Below are 24,868 nucleotides of genomic sequence, written 5' to 3' on the forward strand. Positions count from 1 at the left end.
TCACAACTGCGGTTTTGACGCTTCCGGAATTGCGGGAGTAATCGGGGCTCCTCATCTTTAGTTCGCCAAAGGAAGCGCCATAAAAGGAAATCGTTTTCATGTTAAAACCTTAAACCCCGCCAAGCGAGGTTTGTCTTCTTACTTATCAAACATGCTATCGTAAGGCCTTGCGAACCTGGGCTCCCAACCTTTTGGTAACTCATCTACCTCAAGTGTCGTGTCCTTAAAGTAGGGGTAAACCCTTTCCTCCTCCAAGAAGGCGTGGAGAGATACCATCGCCAAAAGTAGTCTCAAGTGGTCAAAGTTGGGGTACTCCTCCTTCAGAAGGTCGTTGAAGAGGTTCCAGATCACTACGTGCTGGTACAGCAGTGTCCTCGACAACGGTTTCTCCTCTATTTTAGGGAACACGTATTCCTCTTCCACGTACATGTGGAACTTGGTCACTTCAAATAGGCGAGCTAGCGTGCCCCTCATTTTCTCTACGTCGTAAACTGTCAGCTCATTTAAAGACTTCTCCACAAAGGAGTGATCATCCTTTAGCCCCTGAATGGAGGTCCTCATTCAATCACCTTGATGTCATATATAATTTATCGTTGTTGGCACTAAATAAATATCTTATATACGAATATACGAGGGTTAATACCTTGTTTGTAAAATTAGTGTTAAATTCAAAAAGTTTAGGTATAACGAACTCCATAAAGGTGCTTAGGTTGGACGTAGAGAGCGTGTGACCTTTAGCGTTATTGGTGGGACGCTAAAGCGCCTCCACGGACAGTCGTCAGCTACGGAGATAGGGCCAAAGAAAGGCCGGAAGCCCTAAGGCAGAAAAGCTTAATACGCCAACTTTCAATTCCCCCAAAATGAAAGACGAAGAGGTTAACTCCAGGGACCAAATAGTCAAGAAGATTGGGGAGAACACCGTTAGGTTAGTCCTAGTCATTGTGGGTTACGCGATAGTTGCAGCGGTTGTAAATAACTTGGTTTTTCCCTTCATATCCAGCCTTTCTTTTTCCGTCTTTTCATTTGAAATCTCTGGGAAAGGGGTCTACGCAAACGCGCCCTACGTCAACGTCTTACTAGCGTTGTTATTTGGCTACTTGATCTTGCAGGCTTTCATAGCCATAGTGTACTGGAACCTGAGGCTAAAGTACGACCACTCCACCGCGGCGTCCATGAGGAGCGTCTTCAGGATAATAGGAGTTGGGGTGCTAGTCGCGGCCATAGCGGGTGCGGTTGGAGGCGCTGCCAGTGGGGTCGCCTTGGGTGGGTTCCTAGGGATTGTGGTCGGGTTTGCCTCACAGCAGGTAATGGGGCAAGCGCTGGCAGGGCTCTTCGTCCTCCTCTCTAGGCCATTCAAGATAAAGGACCACGTAAGCGTGCAGGGGGAGGAAGGGACAGTAGAAGAGATAACGACCTTGTTCACCTACATACAGAAGGCGGACAACACTACTGCCATTCTCCCAAACAACATGGTACTAGGTAGCAAAATATACTTTTACCCAAAGCAACAGACCCAGCAAGCCCAACGAGTGGACCAGAAGAAGTGAGATCTACTCCAAGTACTTCCTTCTAATGAATTCGGAGATCTCCTCCACAGCCTTCTCTATGGACACCCTCCCCTTGTCCTCGTTGACCTCTACGTCGCCATCGTTTATTATGCCGTAGGGGCTTGCCTCGTAAGTGGTTATCTCAGTGAAGACGCCTTCCTTCACGCACGGGTCTTTCACCTCCCTCAGCTTGTGTTCCCTGACAAGCGACGGCCTTATCGCCTTCATCTTCGACGTCTCCGCAGAGCCGGCGTGGAGGTCTACATTGCCGAACAAGTGGGCGTCCTTGCCCACTAGGTTGATCACGTGTACCTTGAACGGGGGAGAGGAGAAGTTGAACTCCCTCTGCACAATGTCCAATACGCTCTCGTTTCCCCCGTGGCCGTTGACTATGACGAGCCCCCTCAAGTTGAGCGACTTGGAGCTCTCCAGCAGGTCAAGGAGGTAGCTGACCATTGTCACGTACCTCACCCCCAGGAAGGGGAACCCCTTGTGCTCCAGGGAACATCCCACGTAGAGTGTGGGGAAGAGTAGAACGTGCTCGGGGAACCTCTCCTCTATCCTCCTCGCCACTTCCTCAGCTATAATCGCGTCTGTCCCCATTGGCAAGTGTGGGCCATGTTGCTCCACACTGCCTATCGGCAGGAGCCCAACCTTTCCGCCGACCTCTTCCATGGTAGCCTCTAAAAGCTTCATGAGAAATTAATATTAAGATAAGGATATAAGTTAATGTTTTTAAACTGTCCACCCGCTTCCTTGCCTCTTTTAAAAAATTTTGGGAAAAGCCCTCAGTTCCCATGCCGTGGAATTAAACCTTTCAAATTGTCGTTTAAGATCGCTTATTAGCTTGTCGGGGAAAACTAAGACATGTACCTTGTAATAAAGAACCATCCAATCGAGGGCCCTGGCACCTTGGTCGACCTCTTGGACGACAAGGTAAAGGAGGCCATGGCGTGGGACGACTACCCTAAGGGCTTTGACGGACTAATAGTAATGGGAGGGCCCATGGGCGTCTACGAGGCAGACAAGTACCCCTTCTTGTATAAGGAGATGGAAGCGATAAGGGAAGCAGTGGACTCTGGGAAGAGGGTGTTGGGGGTCTGCTTGGGCTCACAGCTGACCTCGAAGGCCCTCGGTGGAGAAGTGGTCAAGGGTCACTTCGGCCCAGAGATAGGCGTCCACACCGTGAAGTTCCTAAACCACCTTGGAGAGAGGAGGGTGTTCCAGTGGCACGGTGACACGTTTACCCTTCCACGGAGCTCCTCCCTCCTAGCTTATAGCGACAAGTACTTCCAGGCTTTTGCGTTCAAAAGGGCGCTTGCACTTCAGTTCCACGTTGAGGTTGACTCGAAGATCGTGGAGAAGTGGGTTGAGGAGTACGGAGGGGACAAGAAAATAGTCGAGGAAGTGAGGGAGGTAGAGGACGAGCTTTACAGCCTCGCCAAGGAGTTGGTCAAGCTCTGGTTACAACTCTGAAGGTGTAGTTCTTTATGAGCAGAGCCGATATCAGGGTGAGCACCATTATCCCTATCCCCGTTATGGATATGTAGTTGAACGCCGTAGCCGAGGGCACAAAGCCCAGGACTAGGGGCTGGTTGTTGTACATCATCACTATGGGGTCTTGGTAGGAGTCCATGAATACGGTGGCTATCACTGGTCCCGCTGAACCCCCTAGCGTCCTCAGCAACGTGTTCATCCCCATCCCCGTCGTCCTGTACTCGTCTGGGAGGGAGAGTGCTACCATGTTCACTAAGGGGAGGATTATTGCCACAAGCCCCACAGAGGACAGGAAGCCGTCCTCCAGTATTGCAAGTGGGGTCGCCCTGTTTACTATAAAAAGGAAGTAGGAGACTATCCCCAGCACAGTCCCCAGGATCATTATGGGCTTGGGTCCAACCCTCGGCAGTAGCCTACCGAACAAGGGCCCGAATATGACCATCCCAAAGGCAACTGGCGACATCAAGAGCCCGGACTGTATTATGGAGAGGCCTAGGCCATATGGGGCGGGTAGCTGAGAGTAGTAGACCAGGAAGATGAACACCATGAACATCCCAACCCCCGAAATGAGCCCAACCAAGTTGGCAGCGGCGAAGTTCCTTACCTTAAAGAGCTCAAGCTTTAGGAGGGGCTCACTTGTCCTTCTCTCGAAGGCGATGAAGGCGCCGAAGAGCGCTATCCCCGAGAACAGCAACAACAAGTTCTGCAAAGAGAATTCACCCCAGTCCGGTATCTCCGTCAAGTAAACCAACGTCATCACGGTGGCCAGCCCTATTAGCGTCGCCCCTACCACGTCCACCCTCTCCTCGACCCTGTGACCAGTGTGAGGTAAGTAGACCTCGGAGAGGGCGAACACCACAAGCGAGAGGATAGCTGCCGTGTGGAAGGCGTACTGCCAGCCTAGGTCTTGGACTATGTAGGAGCCTATGAGAAGCCCCAGTGCAGGGCCTATGCCTAGGATTGCGCTGAGTATGGCTTGGGCAAAGGCTACCCTCTCCCTGGGGTACAAGTCGGTAATTATCGAGATTGCTATTGGGAAGATGGAGAACCCGACCCCTTGGATCGCCCTCGCCGCGATGAGTACCCAGACGTTTGGGGAGAAACCAGCTAGGGCCACCGCCACGATGTAGAACAAGATAGCTATGGTGTACATCCTCTTCTTGCCGTATGTGTCTGCCAGCTTTCCCATAAGGGGAGAGGTGGCCGCAGCGACTATCATGTAGGCGGAGGTTATCCACCCGGCGAGCGTCGCGGAAATTGAGAAGTCCGTCTCTATAGTTGGGAGGGCCGGGATTACCATAGTCTCCACGTAGTTGACTATTAACAACATTGCAGAAAGGAGAGCCATTGTCCTAGTCTTGATGTCCATAGTAACCTAAAGCTACTCCACGAGATAAAAAGTTTTCGATATATCTATTTCACGCATAGCAGAACGACGTCAAGTGACTTACACAAGGTTTTAACTGTTTTTTCATAATATATGATATGAAGGTTTCAACTGGAAAAATGGACTACTTCCTAGACGACGTTACGGTGCTCTACGGGGAGGAGGTAGACGACTTGGTAACGTCTCTCAGTGCCCTTGACCCCACGGGCTACGCCAACTTGAGGAGGAGAGTAGCGTGGGACCTCTACTTTAAGGCTTCAAGGGCCTTCTCAAACCAGATCAGGGAGGCGTTCTTCGCCCTCTTTGAGCTCTCGGCCATAGTGAGGGAGCTGAACTTCCGGTTTGTAAACCCCTCATACGCGTTACCATCAGTGGTCGAGAGGCTGAGCACCTCAGCTAAGCTCAAGTGGGAGAAGGGGAGGGTAACCCTGAAGGACCCCGTGGAGGTCGAGGTGGAGTTTGACGTAGCTAAGGAAATAGGGAAACGCGTCAAGGTGGAGGTGGACGGTAAGGAGGTTAAAGCGAGTCCCACCCCTACTGGGGAGAAGACAAGGCTAGACCTCAGCAGGCTGACCGGGGTAAAGGGGATGTTCCTGAGCCTGGACTCCACCTACGATGAGGGGAACTTGAGGGCCTCTTTGAACCTCGAGTACGTGCCAGAGGACAGGGGGATGAACAAGGACGTAGACGTGGAGGAGCTAAACAAGGTGTTAAGGGTTACGGCAAAGGAGGTCAACGAGAAGTCCATTGGCTCCCAATCCACCTTCGAGGACTTTATGGTAAGCGTGGCGGAGGTCTTGGTAGAGCCCACCATCTCCTCCTTTAGGGAGGAACTAGAGAGGACGTTGGGAGTGAGAGAGATGGTCTACATACCCCCGTCAAGGCCCTTCCTTCTCAACGCGTCCTTCTCGGCCTTGACCGAGCAGGAGGTCGCACAGCTCTTTTCAAGCAACTGCGTTATGGCAATGGAGAGGGTGAGGAGAGGGAAAGGAGTGCTGAGTGAAAACTCACTAGGGCTAAAGGTCGACGGAGGGGTAGTGGAGTACCAAGGGGTCCAAGTTACTTCTGCCCTCAAGTGGGTCAAAGCCTTGGCCACTGTGATCCTAGAGCTCGCCTCTGTGAGGGATAGAGCGTTGATAGTGATTGAGGCCCCAGAGGAGTACCTAACGGAGGACAAGAGGAAAGTGATCCTGGAAGTACTGTCAAGGGAGGTTGAGAAGGGAAACAAGCTCCTGGTCTCGACGTGGGACAGGGGAATGGCGATGGCGCTGAGGTCTCACTTCTCCTCCACTAGGTAGTTCCTGAGCACTCCAATTCCAGTTATCTCCGCCTCCATCATGTCCCCTGGCTTCAAGTACCTCCCCGTGGCCAGCGCCACCCCCTGCGGGGTGCCCGTTGAGATCACGTCTCCAGGGGAGAGGGTTATCCCGTTTGAGGCGTACTCAATTACCTCGTCTACCTTAAATATCATGTCCTCAGCATAGCCCTCTTGCCTTACCTCGCCGTTCACCTTGAGCGTCAGCTTCACAGAGTTGGGATCAAGCTCGTCCCTCGTCACTATCCAAGGCCCTAGGGGCATGGCCGTGTCCATGCCCTTCCCGTGGACCCACCTCATCCCGTAAGGAGGTTCTGGGGGGAACTGCTTGTCCCTAAAGCTCACGTCGTTGGCTATAGTGTACCCAAAAACGTAGTTGAACGCCCCCCTCCTTGGGATATACTTCCCCCTCTTGCCTATGACAACTGCAAGCTCCACCTCGTGGTCCACCCTGCTAGACGCCTTCGGGTAGACCACTGGCTGGTTGTGACCCACTAAGGCGTTGGCGAACTTCGTGAAGAGATATGGCTCCTTGGGAGGGGAGGTGCTGGTCTCGTTGCCGTGGGACTTGTAGTTTACAGCTAGTAGGAGGATCTTCTCTGGACGTTCAATGGGAGGGTAATAAACGATCTTCTCTGGGTCGTAGGACACCTCTCTCTCCACTCCCTTCAGCTTGGACAAGGTCTCCTTAGCCAAGAGGAGTGCCCCATCTCCCCCTGCAACGAACTCCTTCAAGTCGAAGAACCAGTTGGGAGCACTTGCCTCAAACACCACCTCGTAGGCTTTTGCTAAATCTACTACCCTGCCGTCAAGTAGAACTCCTACCCTCTTTCCTTCCCCTGGTACGGGAGAAAAGGAAAGTAACTTCATGGTAGAAATTAGCGGGGTTTCACTTAAAAACTTGCGTTGACTACATTCGGGTTTAAACTTTTTATATAGGGGTCGTATTATCGCCATATGTTTTAGATTTTTCCGTATAATTAAAGAAAGTTTTAATTACATGGGACTGTTAGTACTATGCATGTCATACGAAAAGAGAGCAAACCCGGCACCGCTAGGTCTGTCCGGTTTCGCTCTAACGACGCTAGTGTTAAGCACGTTTAATGCGGGGATATTGTCGTCTCAAGGAGCGGGAGTGGTACTGGGGCTAGCAGCTTTTTACGGCGGTCTGGCCCAGTTACTCGCAGGAGTCCTCGAGTGGAGGGCCGGGAACACGTTTGGATATACGGCATTTTTCACGTATGGTGCCTTCTGGGAGTGGTACTTCCTCACGGCCTTGGGTATCTTCGGAGGCATTACGGCACAGGGAGTAGGTCTAGTGCTCATAGCCTTCGGCATATTCACGTTCGCAATGTGGATAGGGACGTTTAAGGCCAACATGGGGCTTTTCGTGACATTCCTACTGCTCTGGATAACATTCTTCCTGTTGGGAGCTGGGGCGATCTTGAATAGCGTAGCTCTGACCCACGCAGGGGGATACGTAGGCATCCTCACTGCCATAGCAGCTTGGTATACGGGCCTGGCTATCGTCGTAGCGGAGAGCTTAGGAAAGAACCCACCCCTAGGGAAGGCCCCGTTAAGTTAAGACCTCCTTTTTTAATCTACATTATTGGAGAAGGAAAAAGACGCCTGTTGGCTTTCCTTGTCTCAGTTCAAGCCTTCCCTTGGGCCTCCCTTTCACCTATGTAGATACCGTAGAGAACCGAGAAGTTGGAGACGAGACCTATTGACAGCAGGAAGTGTAGCAAGATGACCGCGTTTGACTGCGATTGCAAAAAAGCTAAGCCGAGGGCCGAGATTAACACCACCAGTAGTATGTTGCCCATCATTATCCTCTTCTCCCTTCCCTTCTCGGCGAACCTCAGTCCAAAAAGGGCTAACAGGAGGAGGATTCCAGCTAGGAACGCGTGGGCGCCCAAAAGCGGTGGATAAGGAGCATAATAGGTCATTACGTTACCTATCAGCATCTGTAGGACTGTTACTCCTGCCGCTGCTAGCCACAACGTCCCTTTGTTCAAAACGTTATGACCTCGTAACCGTTGTTGACGTAGTGCGACACCCTCTCCCCTGCGGGGAGGAGCGAGACGCCCAAGCTCTCCAGGTTGGGCTTTATGTTCATATTCTGTGCGACTGCTATGCACGCAGAGTCCACTACTTTGTTCTGTAGCATCTCCTGGAACATATTCTTCATTTCCCCCTCAAGGGTGATAAGCCTTTTCTGGCTAGGTCCGAAGTATATTACCTTGATGTCCTCAAACCTCTTGTTCTTGAAGGAGTTGTATACCATCCTTATGGCTAGGTCGAACTTCTCGTCTCCAGACATTATAAGAAATAGGACTTTAGCCATGCTAAACCCTTATCCCTTTAACTTATAAGTTTTTCCTATGAAAAGAGATAAAGGAATATAATCGATTCCTGAAAGAAATTAAAGGGAATGACCACCTACGCGTGTTAGTCTCTACACTTTCGTTCTGTTGTTCAGATATTCTAGGTCATGTGTGGCGACTTAGACCTCTATCGTTCATAGGTGAATCGTCAGAGCGAGACTGCAAGGGGACAGCACGTATGGCGACCTTGTACGCCCTTAGAGCAGAGGTTCCACCTAGTGAGTAGTCGGTTAGGTATGCACAAGGGCTGAATAGGTCGTCGCGACAACAAAAGGTTACAGTACGCCTTCCCTGTCAGTAGCGTAAGTCTCTGGCGACCGGTTTTAGTCAACTATTGCTATCCCTGCTTCTGCACCTGCTTGAACATGTTGAATATATAAGCTGTGAAAAACAGGGTGACCAAAGCCAAGACTCCAAAGGACCCCCTTATGCCCAAGACGTCAACTACTCCTGATATCAACAAGGGGACAAAGGAGGAGAACCCGGTCATAACGGCAGAGAAATAGCTGTTAGCCACGCTCCTCTCCCCCTCAGAGAAGCTCCTGGATATGGATATGAGGGACACAGGGTAAGTTATACCGTGTGGGACTCCCAACACGACCAGGGCGAGGGCGTACATGAGTAGCGATCTCGAGAAGAACGCCATCACGAGGCCAGCAAACGTGAGTGAGGTGGAGAGCCCCACGAAGCTCCACAGCCTCTTAGGCGGGTAGACGGTCAAAGCCAGCCTCCCGAGGAAGGAGGTAGTGAAGAACAGGGAAAATAGCAGGGTCGCGGTCGAATAGGAGGCCCCAAAACTGTTAACAGCGAAGATTCCCCCAAAGGTAGTCAGCGTCCCGAAGGGTATTCCGTACATCAAGTTTAAAGCTACGGACAGCTTGAACCCGCTCCTTCTCCACACGTTCACTCTGCCCTCGACCTCTTGCACTGACCTGGGAAAGTCGAGGAAGAACGAGAGGGCGAAGACGAGCACTGCGAGGGGGGAGAAGAGGAGAAAAGCTTGGAAAAGGTTGAACTTCAAGAGCACAGCGGACTCAATGGAAGGGCCTGCTATAAGCGAAGTACTCAAGGCGAGTGTGTAAAGGGAGAGTAGCCTCTCCCTTGTCCTCTGCTCAGGGAAGAGGCTCGCTGAGGTGACGACGTTGGGCATCAGGATCCCTATTGCAAACCCAATTAGCGAAGTAAGTAGCCACACGTTTGCAGGGGAGGAGAAGTAAAAGAGGGGGAAAGAGAAGGCATACGTCGCTGACGCCATGAAAAACGCCCTCCTCCTTGCTTCTCCCCTAAGCCTTGCGTTCAGGAGCCCACTTGACAGGAAGGCGAATACGGTAGCTAGGGACGAAATGAGGCCTATGGTGAGGCTAGAGAAGTGGAAGTAATACTTGGCTATTAAGGGTAGGGTGGTCATTAACATGTTGTCCGAGGCCCTAAAGGAAAAGGTGAGCAACACTAGAACTAGGGCAAAGAGGAAAGGTCTCCTCATGTCTCACTATTCTGTGGACATGTAGTATATATGCGTGTGAGAAACATCTCTCCCCCTTCAAGGTTTAAAGCTTCAGAGCAGAATTTAGAGTAATGGAAAAGGAGTACTTAGCCTCAAGGATAAAGAACCCTCTGCTGAGGGACGCATTCTACAAGGTCAATAGGGAGGACTTCTTGCCGGAGCACTTGAGGAACTTTGCGTACAGCGAGAAGTACTCCGGCCAACCTCTGGTCATCTTCCCTGGGGTTACGACTACTGCACTAGATCTCGGTCTCTACATGTTGGACAGCCTAGAGCTTTCTCGAGGGCAGAAAATCCTGGAGATAGGGACAGGGATAGGCTACTACACGGCGTTAATGGCTGAGATCGCTAATAAGGTGGTAAGCGTGGAGATCCACGACGAGATGTACGAGTACGCCAGGAAGAGGCTCAACTATCCCAACGTAAAGCTTATGAAGAGAGACGGTACCCTCGGCTACGATGAGGATTCCCCCTACGACAGGGTAATAGCGTGGGCCTCCTCCCCGACCCTCCTCTGTAAGCCCTTCGAACAACTCAAGGAAGGAGGGATAATGGTCTTGCCGATAGGCTGGAGGAAACAGTGGCTCTATAAGGTGAAGAAGGTCAACAACGCCCCAGTGATGGAGAGGCTGATGGAGGTGGTCTTCATGAAAATGAGGGGAGTCTACGGCTTCTACGAGGAAGACAACGACGACCTAGAGCACAGAGTGAACTTATTAGAGAGGCAACTGAAGGGGCTCCTGTCAAGGCTCGGGTTCAGTCCTCAAAGCTAAGGTCAGCGGTTTCCAGGAGGACACCGCCGGGAATTTTTGCTAGGACGTACCGAAGGAGAGGCAGGTAGGAGTAGGGCAACTCCAAGTACTTCCCCTTGTTTGCAAAGATCTCCACCTTCTTAGAGTAGTGGTCAGCGTAGACTATGAAATCCGTGAACCGAAGATCGAAGACCACCTTTAGGGAACCGCTGAGCTCCTCCATGAAGTCTTGGAGTTCTAACTCCTCCACGTCATAGGCTATCATTGGTTTCGCCAGCCTCACCTCATAGCCGTCCATCTCCTTTACCTTCTTCAGCTCCCTTACCTTCCCGTCGTAGGAGAAAACCTTGTCCTTAGTAATGAACAAGTACTTGGACGGCATAAGATTTTTTTTGTATTATCTAGATATAAACCTTTCTTCTAAATAAGTCAGATCAAATATGAATTTGTCATTGAGATTAAATATATAATGTCTATTTACTCTATATAGTCTATATAGTCCTTTACCCTCCTCATCGCCGTGGAGAGATGCTTACACTTTCCCTTTATGGCGAAGCCGGGACAGCTACAGCTTGCCCTTACCCTAGTTCCCGCGTCTATCTTGACGACGTAGCTTTCAAGGGGATTCTCCTCACTATCAACTACTAGGAGGAAGACCTTCCTGCCCTCGTAAAGCCTTGCGGAGACCAAGTAGGGGTACACGAGGGAAAAAGTTTTAGATATTGGCTGAGGGGAGGCCGAAAGTGGTTACTTCATGTTCCTTGCCAGTTTCTCCCTGACGGAGGCGTCTAGGCTGTTGATGACTTGGCCCACTACTTTCGCGTCCCTCTCCTGCACCTCCTTGGGGAGGGACTGGACTGCCTTTGCCCTCAGCGACAGGACTGCCTTTACCACCTCGTCCGGGTACATGGATAGTACCCTCATCATTGAGTCGCACCAGTTCGCGTAGTCCTCGTCTGATGCCTTTGCCCCCAGCGCCGTCAGGAGGCCCTTTACTGCCTCAAGTTTCTGGTTGTCGTCGAGCGTGAACAGTGTATTCAGCACTTTCATTATGGTGTCATTCCTCTGGGTGTAGGGCATCTTGGCAATTTGGATGGGGTCAAGGGAGAGCATAAAATATCATCCATTTATACAATATTAAACTAATCTATAATGGCAGATCTTAGTTCCCACGTAAATGCGTAAACAGAATGTCCGTCGCACAAAAAAGGTATTACTTGTTTGTCTGCTCAAGCTGTACTTCCACTTCCTTGGAGGACTCCTCAAGTGGCTTGCCCTTGGTCTCAGGCACTAACAGCCACGTTATCACCGCGGACGCTAGGGCTATTGCCCCCAGGAAGCCCACAGCGAAGCCCTCTCCGTACGTGATGAAAAGCGAGGGGAAGACGAAGGACGTCAGTGACGCCCCTATCCTCCCAGAGGCCACGGTCAGCGACTGCACTATTCCCCTGACCTTTGTGGGGGCTAGCTCGACGCCTAAAAGCCCGGTGGCGCTTATCGACCCTGGACCAGCTTGTTGTGCAAAGCCCATCATGCCGTAGAGCGCGTAGGCGACCACAGGGCTAAAGGCCGCTCCAGCGATGTCCTTGTAGGCTGAGAAGGCGAACAAGGAAAGGGCAATGCCTATGAAACCGACCACTTGGAGTGGTTTTCTGCCTATTCTATCTATAAAGGATAAGGCAACTATCCCTCCTGGTACCACGAAGATGCCCTCGTCCAGAAGCTGGAACACGCCGGAGTTTATCCCCAGGCTCTTAGCTATCAAGGACGGACCAAAGAGTATTCCAGAGTAAGCCACTATGTCGAAGAGGAACCAAAGGACGCATGCCACAAGGAAGTTCCTCCAGAATCTCCTAAAGTACTCCGAGAACGCCTTGACGTCTCTGAGCTCGCTCGACACCTGCAATTCCTGGCCCACCACCTCCTTTACTACCTTCCTGAGTCCCTCTACGTCCCCCTTTATCCTAGCAAGGTACCTAGGGGTCTCGGGTATCTTCCTCCTCAAGTAGATTACCGACGCTGCAGGTATTGCTCCTGCTGCTAGGACTACCCTCCAGGTCACGTCCGGTGACACTCCAAAGTAGGACAGTCCAAGGTATATAAGTGCCGCGGTTGTGGCCCCGAAGCCCCAGAAGAGCCCGAAGCCCAAGGCTATGATCTTCCCCCTGTCCTTTGCGTTGGAGTGCTCCGCCATTATCATTGGCGACAGGACGTAGTCGGCGCCTACGCCGAGGCCCAGCAGGAACCTAACCAGGACGAGTTCTATGGGTGAGGTCACAAAAGCCTGTAGTACTGCGCCTACCGTCATTAAAGCCACGTCGACCCCGTAGAAGGTCTTCCTCCCCCTGTTAGACAGCATGCCAAAGATTATCGCCCCCACGGCCGCACCAATTAGTGCCGACCCCGATATCAACGACGTGTAGAGGGCGTAGTCGGGGCTGTGCTCAGTGATCCCTAAGGCGGACAGCACTGTTAACAGCACTATGCCAATTGACGACAAGTCGTAGCCATCCGTGAACACTCCCATCCCTGTCGTTATTAATGACCTAACGTGGAACCAACTAAACTCCTTTTGGTCTAATGGCTTGAACACTGACCTTATGTCCATACCTCCTCGCTTTACCAAAGGGTGTTGGGAAATATAAATATTATCGACTATTGGATATATATTCCTAAATAGTTTATCAATGAAATGTAGAAATATATAGTAAAATATAGCCTACTTTCCCTACTGGAAATATGGGGCGACCATTTAGGGAATTTAGGTGTATATAGCCTAATGTTGGGTTTGCTTTTATTCCCCTCAAGGGACAATAACGCATGGACGCAGTTCTAGTGGGCGTGGTGCTCGGCGTAGTCCAAAGTGTGAGCGAGTGGTTGCCAATAAGCAGTAAGACCCAAGTGCTCCTAGCTTCTACCTTTCTCCTTGGGGTCAGCTTCTCGGTGGGGTACTCCTTTGGGCTCTTCATGGAGATGGGGACGATACTGGCTGCGGTAGTGTACTTTAGGAGGGAGATATACGGAGTGCTGAGGGCGTTAGCTGGGAGGGGCAACCTGGAGGACGTCTTGCTCTTGAAGTACTTGGTGATGTCCACCTTGGTGACGGGGGCGGTGGGGATGCCAATATACGTCGCCGTGGTTGACCTAGTAAGGGGTCCCGCCATCGGCGTGCCCATGACCGCGCTAGGTCTAGTACTGATAGCTGACGGGCTGGTAATCCACTTCTCCAGGAGAGCCTACAGGCCTAAAAAAGGAGTTAAGGACATGAGCTTGAGGGAGATGGCTCTAGTTGGGCTGGCCCAAGGCCTAGCCGCCCTCCCAGGGGTGAGCAGGTCGGGGATGATGACCTCAGTCCTGCTCCTCCTAGGATATAAGCCTGAGGACGCCTTCAAGCTCTCTTTCATCGCACTGATACCCTCTGCTCTGGGGGCAATAGGGGTCACCGTTTTACTGTCAAGGGAGGTCGTGGAGAAGGCGTTGGACGAAGTTGGGCTGGGGTCCTTGGAAATATCTGTTGTCGTAGCTACGGCGGTGAGCCTAGTGCTGATAGACGGACTGTTGAAGTTCGCCAGGACTAAGAAGGTACTGTTGTTGGTCTTCGCTTTAGGCGCAATGGCGCTAGCGAGTGGGGTACTTAGCACCCTCACGGGAATTGGTTAAGTAGAACACCGCCCGTAACACTGCTCACACCAAGGACTCATTGGGTTGCTGAACTTGTGATGGGGCGAGCTCAAACTTCCTCACCTTGACCCTCTTCACCTCCCCGTTAAAGTAGAAAAGGGACTCCCCGACGTCCAGCGAGGGTACTATCCTCTCAACCTCCTTTGGTCTGAGGGGTAGGATCTCCTTGTACACCTTTAGGTCTGCGGGGTGGACTACCTTGTGGAGGAAGTAGAGTTCGCTCTCCGTCAAAGCGTCCTTGTTTACCTTGGCCGACCTCTGGCTAACGAAGACTAGGCCGAGTCCCCTCTTCCTCCCCCTCAAGGCTATCCTCACTATGGCGTCTGAGAGCTCAGTCTGCTTCCCCTGTGGTACGAACTCGTGCGCCTCCTCAATTACCACCAGCCTGTCCATTGGGTGGGCCTTTGCCACCTGCCACATTGCGTCCAAGTACTTAGCGAGGAAGGTGAAGGACTCCTCCCTCCACTCGCTCATGTCCACGTCTACAATGGCGTTTGACTTCTGATGGAAGAGGGCTAGTTCAACTGGGTCGCTTGAGAAGTCGCTGACCACAGTCCCGCCGTAGGCTAGCACTTCCTCCACGTACTCTCCGTCTGGGTCGACAATAGTAACTGGGACTCCCTCCTTGATGAGCTCCTCCACCAAGACCTTTGCCGTGTTGGACTTGCCGGAGCCCCTTATCCCCAAGATGGCCACACACTTCCTTGTCACCAGCCCCTTAGCGAGTACTATGTCTCCTAATATCATGTGAAGATAACTGGAGCGGGATCCCCTTAAATAGGTTAGCACTAGGTAAGACGGGCGATTTCAGCCTTCTACCTTTATGATAAGAAAGGAGAGGGCGGTGATCAAGGCGTAGGGCAGGACTACGTGAACTATGGGGTACCCAGTTAAGGAGAGCACGAGGGGAGGGAGCGACCCCCCTAGGACGCTCGCCAGCTGGTAAGAGAGGTTGACGTTAGTGTGATTGTACTCTCCCTTGAACAAGTCCACTAAGATAGAGGACTGTTAGGAGTGAGGGTGGAGTCAGAGATGGAGAGGACAAGTTCCCCTGGCAAAAGTAGACGGCTCTCCAGTAGGGCGGTTCCGACCACGAAGAGAGCTATTCCTATCAGTCCCACCTCCTTCCTCCCGACCTGGTTTGCCAAGTAGCCGAATAAGGATGGTAACCAACTGAGTCAGCACTGAGACCAAAACGTCACTCGACACCGAGGCAGTGGCAAAGGGAAGGGAAAAGACGAAGGATGTGAAGATATAGAAGTTTGCGCTCTCGCTTACCTTTATCCCCACAGCGTGAAGTATGCCCTTCCACTCCTTCAAGGCTGAGGCCAAATCGTAGCCCTCCCTACCCCCATGGCTAGGGGCCTTGATAAGGGGAATGGAGAGCAGAGACAGTAAAACCACGAGGAGGAGAGCGTAGTTCCAGCCCTCGAAGTGCCTTGACGAGAGTAAGAGCACTGCCCCTGTCGACAAGGTTAGGGCAATGGGAACGGCTAGCTGTATAAGGCTGAGAAGGAACACCCTAAACCTCGAAGAAGAGAAGGCCTCGGAGAGGGCCACGCTAGCACATCCCCACTCTCCCCCCAAGCTCAAACCTTGAATCACTCTGAAGACGGCCACTGAGGGAGTGGAAGGGACAAGCGAGACGACAAGGGAAGAGGCGACCAAGGTGAGTACTGTGACCACCAAAGAGGCCCTAGTACCGAACCTATCGCCAAAGTATCCCAACACCACGCTACCGAGAAACCTCCCTACGAAGCCCAAGAAGAAGACAAGCGAACCCATTGCCGGAGGGAAGAGTATGAACGCAACTTAGGAGAGGTAGAAGAACGCAAACCGCTCTGCCACCGTCAAGGACACAGCTGACGCAAGGAGGACCCTCACAGGTTTAATTAAGCGTAGTTACTCTTAAGCTGTTTTCCAGCGATGTTAAAATGAGCTCGTAGCCTTCACGCTGAAGGTAAAACTAGAGCTAATTGTAGTCAACTGGTCTACCGAAGAACGAGAACGTCACTTAGGGCAACTTATAGGCTCACTACGTTTGTGAAGACTCGAGTTAACGTTATTGCAGTTCATAAACCCAACACTCTATTTATACATTTTATTTCTAGTTTAAGTTCAATTTTTTATGATAAACCTCCGTAAACCTCGTAGAGAAACTTTAAGTTTACGGGGCGTGAACCTGAACTAAGCCACGAAACTATTTTAGTGAACCTCCTTAAGTTAATTTATCTTAGATGCGAAATGAATAAAACCGTAATAGCGTCCATAATACTGGCTGTACTAGTCACGTCAACGCTAGTGATATCAGAAATATACCTAGGACCCCTGCTATCGGTGAGGTTTATCATAAACCAGCAACCTGCTATAGTATATGGAGCATACTTAAATCTTGGGAACTTGACTCCAGGGTTGTACTATACCTACTCCACCACTGCTTACATAGAGGTTCTTACGCCCGGGGTTTACAACATTACTATCAACGAAATGCTATTCGAGGCGTTCTCGTCCTACAACGTTACGCTCTCTCTGCAAAACTCAACGGCGACGAGCACGCTGACTTTCTCCAACGGCTATCCCTTCAGCCAATCCGTGTACTTGAACAAGGGCAACTACAGCGTCTACATGACTCTGAACTTCGTGGTAAGCAGCAACCCCAGCCTCCTCGACTACAGCGGTCCAGTGATCTACGTGTACTATAAGTAAAGGTAAAGCTTTTTTTCTTTTTCCCTATCTAAGGTATGCTAAATGTCACGTTGCTAGTGCTCGACGTGCTGGCCGGAGCCCTAACGTTCTTCGTTTCAAGGGAAGTGATGACGAGGCTAAGCGGTAGGGAGAAGGAAGTGCTGTTAAGCTCTAGCGTGACCGCTAACGAGGAGAAAGTCCTTGAAGCCATAAGGAACGGCGCTAAAACCCTTAACGAGATAATGAAGTACACCGGGCTCCCCAAGTCAACTGCATACAAGGCCCTAAGGAGACTGGTAAAGGAGGGAAAGATCGAGAGGGTGGGAAACGGAGGGAACGTTAGGTACGTGGAAAAGGAGAAAAACGAAGGGGAGTAGAGACTGTTCTGACATAGCTCCCTGTCTCTCTTCTAATTCTCCCACGCCCTCAGGAGTTTGGGCGAAGAAGTAATAGACTAAAAAAAGGTTTAAGGCGTGTAGACCGCTTGGACGTCTATATAGGCTCCGTTGGACAGGTTAACCCTTACGGTGTAGGTCATCCCGGAGGACAAGGACACGGGCCCGTTGAAGTTCACGGTTATGGCGTTGTTGCCCACTGCGACGGTGCTCGGCATCGCTACGGCCGTGATGTAGTTGGTGCCTAGTATTTGGACTGACAGGATAGTCCCCTGGTACTGGGAGTAGAAGGTCAAGGTGGCGATCCCGTTCCCCCTAATGACGCTCTGGGCAGTAACGGTGGGCCCTGCAGTGGCGTAAGCGGAGAGCTTCTGCAGTACTTTTCCAAGGCCTACGTACACTAGGATTGCACCTATGAAGCCAACGAAGATGGAGACTATGCCCCCAACTTCAGTCAGCGTGTCCTGGTATATACTACCCACTTCGTACAGCCCTATTCCCAGCAGGATCACGCCTATGAGTAGGATTACCTCGGCGATAGGCACTAGGAAGATTCCTATCACTACAAACGTCAACAGCGCGGTTATGATCGATAGTGCCGCCCCCACGAGTATTAGCGTGGTGCCGGTTCTCCCAATACCCACGTCCCTGCCCACGGAGACTAACATCCCTAAGCCGTCCCTCACCCTTAAAATTGATATTACGTCAAGTACTGCACCTACCAAAAGAAGTAGTCCTGCCGCTATTACCAGCCCAGCAACTGCCCCCAGGCCTGCCAACAAGTTTGCCGAGCTTAGGGCCCCTAACGTACCAAATAACAGCCCGACTATTGAGAAGGCCAAGAAGACGGACAGGAGGTTGCCCACTATGTATATCAGCATACCGCTCCTGATCTTCTTGATCCCCTCTATTTCTATGCTTTGATAACTCATATGTTATTTGTTAGTATTTTAGTATTTATACTTTAAAGCAGACATTAAAATGAATTAACAACTAGTAGCCATTTTGTTGCCTATACAACAATAAAGTGAAAGAACTCTTGGGAGCCATAACTATGGTCCTTAAGTTAGGACAGGCTTCTAGAGCCTAGGTGTCGTCATCTCAGCGAGGACGTTGAAGGGAGGAAAATTGTGGGAGGCGAAAGTCAGGACGACATCAGCAGAGCGACTGCCCAGAAGCGGTGGCGTGCCCTAGGCTCCTCTTACGAAGCCGTTAGAGGAAGTGCTCCGGGGTCCTCGGAAGCCTTGTGCGTTTGGTGCACGTAAACGGGGAGTGGACAGTTCGCGTCATCCCTAGACCTTCGTCGCCCTACCCCTTTTCCCTCCCCCCACCAAGTCCCTGTACCTAGATGCGACTATCCCAGCAAGCATCACTAGAATCCCCACTACTTGGAGGAAGGACACCGGGTTCCCGGTAACCTCGTCAAAGGCCGTAGCGAAGATCGGGATGGAGAACGTCAACACGGTCACCCTGCTTACCTTCTCTTCCTTTACTATCAAGTTCCAGAGGAAGAAGAGCAAGGCCCCTCCAAGGAGTGAGGTGTAAGCCACGTCCTCCGCGAAGGCCCAGTTTACCTCCAGCTCAGGGTCTACTGGGGTCATCGCGAGGAGGTACCCACTACCCAGCGTGAACTGGCTAGCGTTAACCACGAGGGGGTCGTAGTCCTTGAGCTTCCTGTAGTACACCGAGAAGAGGGCCCAGAACACCGCGTTCACCACAGTGAGGACACCTCCTAGGAGGCTGACTCCATGGTCTAGCCCGAGGCCGTAAAGCACTACCCCAGAGAACCCTATCCCCACGCCCAACGCCTCCACTGCAGTGGGCCTCTCTGACAGCACTAGGTACGCGAGGGGTATTGAGAAGAGGGGCATGGTGTAGCTCAGCACTGCTGACTCCGAGGGGGAGACGTAGAGGAGGCCGTAGGCCCAAAGCAGGGAGCTGGCGACTGTGAAGACGGAGAGGAGCATCACGTCCCTGTTGACAACGACTTTCCTCGTCAAAGCCAGGAACACCCCTGCTGAGACCAAGTACCTCACCACGTTGAAGGTAACGGGCGAGGAGAAGGCGAGGGCGTCCTTGGCGAAGTGGTACTGGAAAGTGCCTATGACCACGTAGGGTATTAGGTACTTTAAGACCTTCACAGCCCGTCTCTCCCCCTTGTGTTTTTAAGCTTTTCCTAGATCAACCCCTTGACTGTTGAGCTGTGCCCCGGCAGTCAAGAGGAACCACCAACTAGGCAAAAACTATTTTAAATTCTAAACTAACTTTACTTTATGAAGTTAGGATACTTCGTGTCCCACGGCTCTCCCACGATACTAGTGGAGGACGTCAAGTGGAAGAGGACTCTGGCTTCCCTTGGGAAGGAGATAAAGGAGAAAGTCAACCCCGAGGTGGTCGTAGTTGCGAGCCCCCACTTCTTCACCTTCTCCGACGTCCACTACGTGGAGGTGTCCGAGAAACTGGAGTGCATCCAAGACTACTACGGCTTTCCGGACGAGCTGTACAAGTTCTGCTACTCCGCCGAGAACGACGTGGGGTTTGCCAGGAAGATAGCTGAGCTGAGCCACGGGAAGTTCGTAGAGGACAGGAGCTGGGGGCTTGACCACGGGGCGTGGATACCCCTCTACTACATGTTCCCGGAGGGCGGGGTAAAGGTGGTCACAGTGTCCATAAATGAGGGTAGCCCGGAGGAGCACTACAGGCTCGGAGAGGTTATCGCCAAGGCAGTGGATGTGCTGGGGAGGAGGGCGGTGTTCCTGGCCACGGGGTCGCCAACCCACAGGTTCGACTTGTTCTACTTCAAGGTGGAGCCGAGGCCAAGCAAGTTCGACCTGCTACTGGTGGACTTGCTCAAGCAGGGCAAGTTCGAGGAAATCATGAGGGCGAAGGAGCTCTATCCCAGGGAGTGGAAGGGGGCGATGCCTGAGGGAGAACTCAACACAATGTACATGCTCATGGGCTTCGTAAAGCCAAAGAGGGCGGAGGTAATAGACTTCGACGTCCCGTGGACTGGGGTGAGCATGCTGGCTACTGCGTTCTACGGTTAACGCGAAGACGCGAGAGGTTTTTTACCAACTCTACGGAAATCACTTATGAGCTACCTGCCCCCTAGGGAACAAGCCAGGCTGGGAAAGAACTTCCTACTCAAGGACTACTCCATCGTCTACCCGGAGAGGCTGAAGTTCAAGGTCAAGCACTACCTCTTCGAGCTTTTCGTCGACGTGGACAACGAGCTGGTCGAGGGAAAGGCTACCATAGACGTGGACGCTTGGGGAGAGGTCAAGCTTGACGCGGTCCACTTCGAGGTCAAGTCAGTGAAGGTCAACGGTAATGTCGTGGAGTACAAGTACGACGGAAAAGCGCTGTGGATAGAGCTAGAGGGTAGCCACAAGCTCGAGGTAGATTACGTGGCGAGGAAGCCAAGAACTTTCAAGTTCGTCCGCAGGGGAGAGGCTGTGGAGGTGTGCAACGTGGGGGAGGTCATGAGCGCCCCCCACTGGATACCCGTGGTGGACTACCCCGGAGTGAAGGCGACCTCAGAGAAGGTGATAAAGGTGAGAAAGCCCCTAGTCGCCATCTCAAACGGCGTGCTCAAGAGGAGGTGGGAGGAGGGAGAGTACAACTTCTTCCACTGGGTCATGGAAAGACCGCACTCCGCCTACTTGAACAGCGTGGCTGTGGGCAACTTCGTAGTGCACGAGGAAGGGGGGGACCCCGTTTTGCAATACTACTTACCTAGGGGCTACGAGGGGTTCCTGTGGAACTTATCCAAGACCAGGGACATGGTCGAGTTCTTCTCCTCCTACACGGGGGTGAGGTACCCCTATGAGAAGTACGCCCAAGTGGTTCTCTTCTCGATGAGGGGAGGGATGGAGTACATCACGTCCACGCACTTGACGTGGTACACCCTCCACGACGAGGTAGCTGAGATGGACTACTCCAGCGACGGGCTCCTGTCCCACGAGCTTGCCCACCAATGGTTCGGTGACTTAGTGACTACGAAGGACTGGGCAAACATCTGGTTGAACGAGGGCTTCGCCACATACTTCCAGGCCCTTTACTTACTGCACTCAAGGGGTGAGGAGGAGTTCGTGTACGAGATGTACAGAAAGCTCAAGGACTACCTCGAGGAGTACAAGAAATACTCGAGGCCCATAGTGATTAGGTACTACAAGTGGGCTGAGGAGCTCTTTGACAAGCACACGTACCCAAAGGGAGCCCTTATCCTCCATTCACTGAGGAGCTACTTGGGGGACGAAATGTTCAGAAAGGGGGTCAAGAACTACTTGGAGAAGCACAAGTTCTCCTCTGTAGACACGGAGGACTTCCGGAAGGCGATGGAGGAGGTGGCGGGACAGGACTTGACGTGGTTTTTCGACCAGTACGTATACTCCGCGGGCCACCCCGTGGTGAACTTGTACTACGACGGAAAAGAGGTGAGGCTTGAGCAGGCAGGGGACTTCAAGTACGACTTGAAGCTGGAGGTGAAAGTAGTCAAGAAGGACGGCACTGAGAAAGTCATCGAAGTGGAGGAAGGAGCAGAGGAGGAGGGAGAATACGTGTGCCTAGACCCCAAGTTCAAGTGGTTCAAGGTTGTCAACGACGTACAAGGCGAGGAGATGCTAGTCAAGGAGGCCAGGGACAAGGAATTGATGTGTAGGGTACAGGCAGTGAACGGGCTAACCCGGTTCTCTAACCCTAGGTCAGTCTCAGCAATAGCGGGACTCCTCAACGACCCCTTCTGGGGGGTAAAGTACGAGTCGGCTATGGCCTTGGGTAAGGTGGGAGGAGAGGACGCTTTGAAGTACTTGACTTCGACGTGGGTGGAGCCGTCGAAGGCTAGGAGAGGGGTGGCGAAGGCCTTGGGAGAGTTCAAGTACAACGAGAGGGCCGGGGAGTACCTAGTGAAGCTGTTGAGGAAGGAGAGGAGCTACTACGTCAAGGCTGACGCCCTGGTCTCCCTGGGTAAGGCAGGGGTCGCCAAGTTCAAGGAGGAGGTAAAGGCCCACTTTGGAGAGCCCTCACATAACGACGTGGTTTCCTCGGCCGTGATAGAGGCGCTGTCCTACTTCGGCGATGACGAATCCTTCAACTTCGTCTTGGAGAAGGGGGTGAAGAGCGAGGTAGAGAACGTGAGGGCCGCCTCAGCTAGGGTGTTGTGGAGGTTCAAGGATCCGAGGGTAAGGGAGGTCTTGACGGCTATGCTGAAGGACCCTAGCACTGCGGTGAGGACGTCTGTAGTGACCTCGCTAGGGGAACTCAAGGACAAGGGACTACTCTCTCAAGTGGTTAACAACGAGGATGAAGACCAGAGGGTTAGGGCTGCCGCATTGAGGTTGTTAAGGTCCATTGAGGGAAGTCAGTAGTCCTCCACTCCCAGTTGCTTTTTATTCAGTGTCTTCTTTTCACCCCTTCCTCTCCCTTATAGCTCCGCTCACCGCGTAGAGCGCAGCTGAGGCAATCCCGAGGGAGGCAACGCTTCCCCAGAGCACAACTGGAGTAAAGAGGAAGGGGCCCATCATATACCCAGTGAACGCGGAGCCTGTGACCCTCCCCAGTGCGGTGACCATGCCGTATATACCTATTGACCTACCCCTTGTCTCCCTATTGGTGAGGGAGGAAGCTATGGCTTGCGAGAGCGGTGACACCACCATCTCTGCCAAGGTTACGAACACGGCGTCAACTAGGGCGAGGAGGAAGGAGGTAACGAAGGCGACAGCGAAGTAGGAGGCAGAGTAGAGTAGCATGCCTAGGGATATCATCCTCGGCGTCAGCTTCCTCCCCACGAACTCTTGGAGGGCGACTATGAGGACTCCGTTGGTCATGAAGAGGAGCCCCACTTGGAAGGTGCTCAACTTGTCCACGAGGTTGTAGAAGGTCAGCAGGGGGAAACCGAGCTGTCCCATCACCATGAACGTCATGAAGGTAGGGACCAAGAAGAGGGCGAAGTCCTTGTTTACGTGTAACGAGACCTCTATCCTCCCCTTGTACTCCGGCAGGCTCAGGATCAAGGGTATGAATACCAGGGAAGCGAGGGAGGAGACCAGCAGGACTGCCCTAAACCCTGAGGTGGAAAAGACAAGGCCACCGATCACTGGCCCTACTGCCCACCCTGCGTTTATCCCGACCCTGACCCTGCTGAAGGCCCTAACTAACCTGCCAAAGCCGGTAGTGAGGTCGCCTATGATGGAGGTGTTTGCCACGTTATAGGCGGAGTTGAAGAACGTCTGCACGAGTATGAGGGAGACCACTGCCAGGGGGTAGTTCAGCAAGTAGGCCAGCAGTAGAGAGAGGGAAGAGGACGCTGTTGCCAACAGCATCGTCTTCACCCTACCAAAGAGGTCGGTGAAGTATCCCCCTAGGAGGTATGCGACTAAACTTACCGCTCCCTGGAGCAAGTAAAAGGCGGAGACTGTGGAGAAGGGGAAGTGGTAAACGTCGTATAGGGCGAAGCCTATGAAGGGCCAAACTACGGACCCACTCAGCGACCTGGCACCGCCCACTAAGGCGAGCTTGTCTACTTCCTTCATTGGATAGGTCTGGAGTCGTCTAATAAAAAGCTAGCTCCAGTTGACTTTTCATCTTCCCCTGACTTCCCCTTGATCACTAGCGTGACCAAGGCTAACGACGCTAGGGGGCCAAAGGCCAAGCTATCCATTACAAACCCCTTTAACCCCAGGGAGATCACCTCGCCTACAAAGAGCGGTGCCATCATTGAACCCCCTTGGGAGATGGCATTGGCGAAGCCCATGGATGTGCCGGCATACCTGCTCCCCATCACCTTTACCACTAGGGAGTCAGTTGGCGGCCTGTATATGAAGGAGAACACTCCCAGGAGGAAGGAGAGGGGGATCAGGAGGGAAGCCTCCTTGGCCAGGGGTAGCGCGAACACCAAGGCTACGAACACGGCCAACGTCACCTTTACCAGCTTGACGTCGTCCACAGTCCTAGACAGAAGGCCGGAGACCAACGTAGAGGCAAACTGGCCCACGCCGTAGAGCAGGAAGAGGATCTCGGACAGCTTGACGGGCACTCCGTCGTAGAGTACTAGGAAGGGGAATAGCCACGAGGAGGTTCCCCATAGACCCCACTGCTCCCCTGCCCTTATCAGGGAGACGTAGATTACCCTCCTGTCCAATAACACTTTCCTCACCTGCGTCGACTTCAGCGTACTCACCTTGAGGAACAGGGTGATGAGGCCTCCCAAAACGAGCCCCAGGGAAAGGGTGACGCAGTAGAGGGCCCACCCCGAAAGTATCTCCCCTGATAGGGACGAGACAACCAAGGTGACCACTGGGGCAGCCGAGTCCAGCACTGCCAAGTAGAGGGTCAGCGAGCCCCCAGAGGCAGACACCACCTTTACCGCAGACGGGTAAATCCCAGCAGTGAGCCCCCCTTCCACCAAGTAGATGGCGTAGAGCTCGCCCACGTTTTTAGCCAGGAAGACCAACGGCAGGAGGAGTCCAGAGAAGGTAGCTGAGACGAACATGGCCTTCCTAGGTCCCTCCCTGTCTATTATAGCCCCCCACAGGACGGAGCTGGAAGTGTACCCCAAGTAGAAGAGGAACACCACCGCCCCTATCTCCACTGGGGTGAGGTGGAGGGAGACAGCAAAGACAACCGCCACTACCCCCCAGCCCGGCCTCAACGCTAGTTGAAGGGAAGTCAAGAGCCAGCCGAGGGCGAAGGGGGACTTCAAGACTCTTTTCTCTCGAGAA

General features: G+C 52.5%; 28 protein-coding genes. 10 read left to right on the forward strand and 18 right to left on the reverse strand.

Features of this window, described 5'->3' with window-relative positions; genetic code table 11:
* Positions 1–138 precede the first annotated feature (138 nt).
* A complete protein-coding gene (locus tag MPF33_07830) occupies positions 139–561 on the reverse strand; it encodes a hemerythrin domain-containing protein (GenBank protein ID MCI2415131.1) in 423 nt (140 codons plus the stop codon).
* Positions 562–860: 299 nt separating this feature from the next.
* Here MPF33_07830 and MPF33_07835 point away from each other — a divergent pair, with 299 nt between their 5' ends.
* Positions 861–1,547, forward strand: a complete 687-nt coding sequence (locus MPF33_07835; protein ID MCI2415132.1) for a mechanosensitive ion channel family protein — start codon at positions 861–863, stop codon at positions 1,545–1,547.
* Positions 1,548–1,550: 3 nt separating this feature from the next.
* On the opposite strand, the gene MPF33_07840 is transcribed toward MPF33_07835, so the two are convergent.
* Complete coding sequence (locus MPF33_07840) at positions 1,551–2,243, reverse strand: creatininase family protein (protein ID MCI2415133.1); 693 nt, start codon at positions 2,241–2,243, stop codon at positions 1,551–1,553.
* 171 nt (positions 2,244–2,414) lie between these two features.
* Here MPF33_07840 and MPF33_07845 point away from each other — a divergent pair, with 171 nt between their 5' ends.
* On the forward strand, positions 2,415–3,023 hold the full coding sequence (locus MPF33_07845; protein MCI2415134.1) for a type 1 glutamine amidotransferase: 609 nt from the start codon (positions 2,415–2,417) through the stop codon (positions 3,021–3,023).
* Here the strand turns inward: MPF33_07845 and MPF33_07850 are convergent.
* Positions 3,001–4,413: an MFS transporter gene (locus MPF33_07850; protein MCI2415135.1), complete on the reverse strand. Its 1,413-nt coding sequence runs from the start codon at positions 4,411–4,413 to the stop codon at positions 3,001–3,003. The two genes, MPF33_07845 and MPF33_07850, sit on opposite strands and share 23 nt — an antisense overlap.
* Before the next feature lie 116 nt (positions 4,414–4,529).
* Here MPF33_07850 and MPF33_07855 point away from each other — a divergent pair, with 116 nt between their 5' ends.
* Positions 4,530–5,729: a hypothetical protein gene (locus MPF33_07855; protein ID MCI2415136.1), complete on the forward strand. Its 1,200-nt coding sequence runs from the start codon at positions 4,530–4,532 to the stop codon at positions 5,727–5,729.
* On the opposite strand, the gene MPF33_07860 is transcribed toward MPF33_07855, so the two are convergent.
* The gene (locus tag MPF33_07860; GenBank protein MCI2415137.1) at positions 5,708–6,616 is read right to left on the reverse strand and encodes a fumarylacetoacetate hydrolase family protein; all 909 of its coding nucleotides are present in this window, start codon (positions 6,614–6,616) and stop codon (positions 5,708–5,710) included. The genes MPF33_07855 and MPF33_07860 overlap by 22 nt on opposite strands.
* 151 nt (positions 6,617–6,767) lie before the next feature.
* Between MPF33_07860 and MPF33_07865 the strand changes: the two genes are divergently transcribed.
* Entirely contained in the window at positions 6,768–7,331 is a 564-nt protein-coding gene (locus MPF33_07865) for an acetate uptake transporter (GenBank protein MCI2415138.1), read from the forward strand.
* Positions 7,332–7,398: 67 nt separating this feature from the next.
* Here the strand turns inward: MPF33_07865 and MPF33_07870 are convergent, their stop codons facing one another.
* From MPF33_07870 to MPF33_07880, 3 genes are all read right to left on the reverse strand, one after another.
* Complete coding sequence (locus tag MPF33_07870) at positions 7,399–7,764, reverse strand: hypothetical protein (protein MCI2415139.1); 366 nt, start codon at positions 7,762–7,764, stop codon at positions 7,399–7,401.
* Entirely contained in the window at positions 7,761–8,093 is a 333-nt protein-coding gene (locus MPF33_07875) for a DsrE family protein (protein MCI2415140.1), read from the reverse strand. Before MPF33_07875 ends, MPF33_07870 begins: the two co-directional genes overlap by 4 nt.
* A 377-nt stretch (positions 8,094–8,470) precedes the next feature.
* Complete coding sequence (locus MPF33_07880; protein MCI2415141.1) at positions 8,471–9,616, reverse strand: MFS transporter; 1,146 nt, start codon at positions 9,614–9,616, stop codon at positions 8,471–8,473.
* Between the two features lie 92 nt (positions 9,617–9,708).
* Between MPF33_07880 and MPF33_07885 the strand changes: the two genes are divergently transcribed.
* Positions 9,709–10,410 carry a protein-L-isoaspartate O-methyltransferase gene (locus tag MPF33_07885; GenBank protein MCI2415142.1) on the forward strand — a complete coding sequence of 234 codons (702 nt, stop codon included), beginning with the start codon at positions 9,709–9,711 and terminating at the stop codon, positions 10,408–10,410.
* Here the strand turns inward: MPF33_07885 and MPF33_07890 are convergent.
* The 4 genes from MPF33_07890 to MPF33_07905 all read right to left on the reverse strand — a co-directional run bounded on the left by MPF33_07890 (position 10,394) and on the right by MPF33_07905 (position 12,997).
* Complete coding sequence (locus tag MPF33_07890; protein ID MCI2415143.1) at positions 10,394–10,771, reverse strand: hypothetical protein; 378 nt, start codon at positions 10,769–10,771, stop codon at positions 10,394–10,396. The genes MPF33_07885 and MPF33_07890 overlap by 17 nt on opposite strands.
* A gap of 95 nt (positions 10,772–10,866) precedes the next feature.
* Positions 10,867–11,079, reverse strand: a complete 213-nt coding sequence (locus tag MPF33_07895) for an SWIM zinc finger domain-containing protein (protein ID MCI2415144.1) — start codon at positions 11,077–11,079, stop codon at positions 10,867–10,869.
* A 57-nt stretch (positions 11,080–11,136) separates the two neighbouring features.
* Positions 11,137–11,502: a hypothetical protein gene (locus MPF33_07900; GenBank protein MCI2415145.1), complete on the reverse strand. Its 366-nt coding sequence runs from the start codon at positions 11,500–11,502 to the stop codon at positions 11,137–11,139.
* Positions 11,503–11,602: 100 nt separating this feature from the next.
* Positions 11,603–12,997, reverse strand: a complete 1,395-nt coding sequence (locus MPF33_07905) for an MFS transporter (GenBank protein ID MCI2415146.1) — start codon at positions 12,995–12,997, stop codon at positions 11,603–11,605.
* Positions 12,998–13,209: 212 nt separating this feature from the next.
* On the opposite strand from MPF33_07905, the gene MPF33_07910 reads away from it, so the two are divergent.
* Positions 13,210–14,049 (forward strand): undecaprenyl-diphosphate phosphatase, encoded by an 840-nt coding sequence (locus MPF33_07910; protein ID MCI2415147.1) that lies wholly within the window; start codon positions 13,210–13,212, stop codon positions 14,047–14,049.
* A gap of 24 nt (positions 14,050–14,073) precedes the next feature.
* On the opposite strand, the gene MPF33_07915 is transcribed toward MPF33_07910, so the two are convergent.
* Genes MPF33_07915 through MPF33_07925 form a run of 3 tightly spaced genes read right to left on the reverse strand, consistent with a single transcriptional unit; the run spans position 14,074 to position 15,855 of the window.
* Positions 14,074–14,817 carry a DUF87 domain-containing protein gene (locus MPF33_07915; protein MCI2415148.1) on the reverse strand — a complete coding sequence of 248 codons (744 nt, stop codon included), beginning with the start codon at positions 14,815–14,817 and terminating at the stop codon, positions 14,074–14,076.
* Positions 14,818–14,877: 60 nt separating this feature from the next.
* A complete protein-coding gene (locus tag MPF33_07920) occupies positions 14,878–15,063 on the reverse strand; it encodes a hypothetical protein (protein MCI2415149.1) in 186 nt (61 codons plus the stop codon).
* 33 nt (positions 15,064–15,096) lie between these two features.
* Positions 15,097–15,855, reverse strand: a complete 759-nt coding sequence (locus MPF33_07925) for an MFS transporter (GenBank protein MCI2415150.1) — start codon at positions 15,853–15,855, stop codon at positions 15,097–15,099.
* A gap of 459 nt (positions 15,856–16,314) precedes the next feature.
* Here MPF33_07925 and MPF33_07930 point away from each other — a divergent pair, with 459 nt between their 5' ends.
* Both MPF33_07930 and MPF33_07935 read left to right on the forward strand, forming a co-directional pair.
* Positions 16,315–16,776, forward strand: coding sequence for a hypothetical protein (locus MPF33_07930; GenBank protein ID MCI2415151.1), 462 nt, complete (start codon positions 16,315–16,317; stop codon positions 16,774–16,776).
* Positions 16,777–16,811: 35 nt separating this feature from the next.
* The gene (locus MPF33_07935) at positions 16,812–17,132 is read left to right on the forward strand and encodes a winged helix-turn-helix domain-containing protein (GenBank protein ID MCI2415152.1); all 321 of its coding nucleotides are present in this window, start codon (positions 16,812–16,814) and stop codon (positions 17,130–17,132) included.
* 89 nt (positions 17,133–17,221) lie between these two features.
* Here MPF33_07935 and MPF33_07940 read toward each other — a convergent pair whose 3' ends face one another.
* Together MPF33_07940 and MPF33_07945 are read right to left on the reverse strand one after the other, a co-directional pair.
* Complete coding sequence (locus tag MPF33_07940; protein MCI2415153.1) at positions 17,222–18,082, reverse strand: DUF973 family protein; 861 nt, start codon at positions 18,080–18,082, stop codon at positions 17,222–17,224.
* 360 nt (positions 18,083–18,442) lie between these two features.
* Positions 18,443–19,291, reverse strand: a complete 849-nt coding sequence (locus MPF33_07945) for a DMT family transporter (protein ID MCI2415154.1) — start codon at positions 19,289–19,291, stop codon at positions 18,443–18,445.
* Positions 19,292–19,423: 132 nt separating this feature from the next.
* Between MPF33_07945 and MPF33_07950 the strand changes: the two genes are divergently transcribed.
* Positions 19,424–20,197 (forward strand): dioxygenase, encoded by a 774-nt coding sequence (locus MPF33_07950; protein MCI2415155.1) that lies wholly within the window; start codon positions 19,424–19,426, stop codon positions 20,195–20,197.
* A 45-nt stretch (positions 20,198–20,242) separates the two neighbouring features.
* Positions 20,243–22,516: a HEAT repeat domain-containing protein gene (locus MPF33_07955; protein MCI2415156.1), complete on the forward strand. Its 2,274-nt coding sequence runs from the start codon at positions 20,243–20,245 to the stop codon at positions 22,514–22,516.
* Between the two features lie 39 nt (positions 22,517–22,555).
* On the opposite strand, the gene MPF33_07960 is transcribed toward MPF33_07955, so the two are convergent.
* Positions 22,556–23,680: an MFS transporter gene (locus MPF33_07960; GenBank protein MCI2415157.1), complete on the reverse strand. Its 1,125-nt coding sequence runs from the start codon at positions 23,678–23,680 to the stop codon at positions 22,556–22,558.
* On the reverse strand, positions 23,677–24,849 hold the full coding sequence (locus tag MPF33_07965) for an MFS transporter (protein MCI2415158.1): 1,173 nt from the start codon (positions 24,847–24,849) through the stop codon (positions 23,677–23,679). The genes MPF33_07960 and MPF33_07965 overlap by 4 nt, the downstream gene beginning before the upstream one ends.
* Positions 24,850–24,868 lie beyond the last annotated feature (19 nt).

The organism is Candidatus Aramenus sp. CH1, from assembly GCA_022678445.1.
GTDB lineage: Archaea > Thermoproteota > Thermoprotei_A > Sulfolobales > Sulfolobaceae > Aramenus.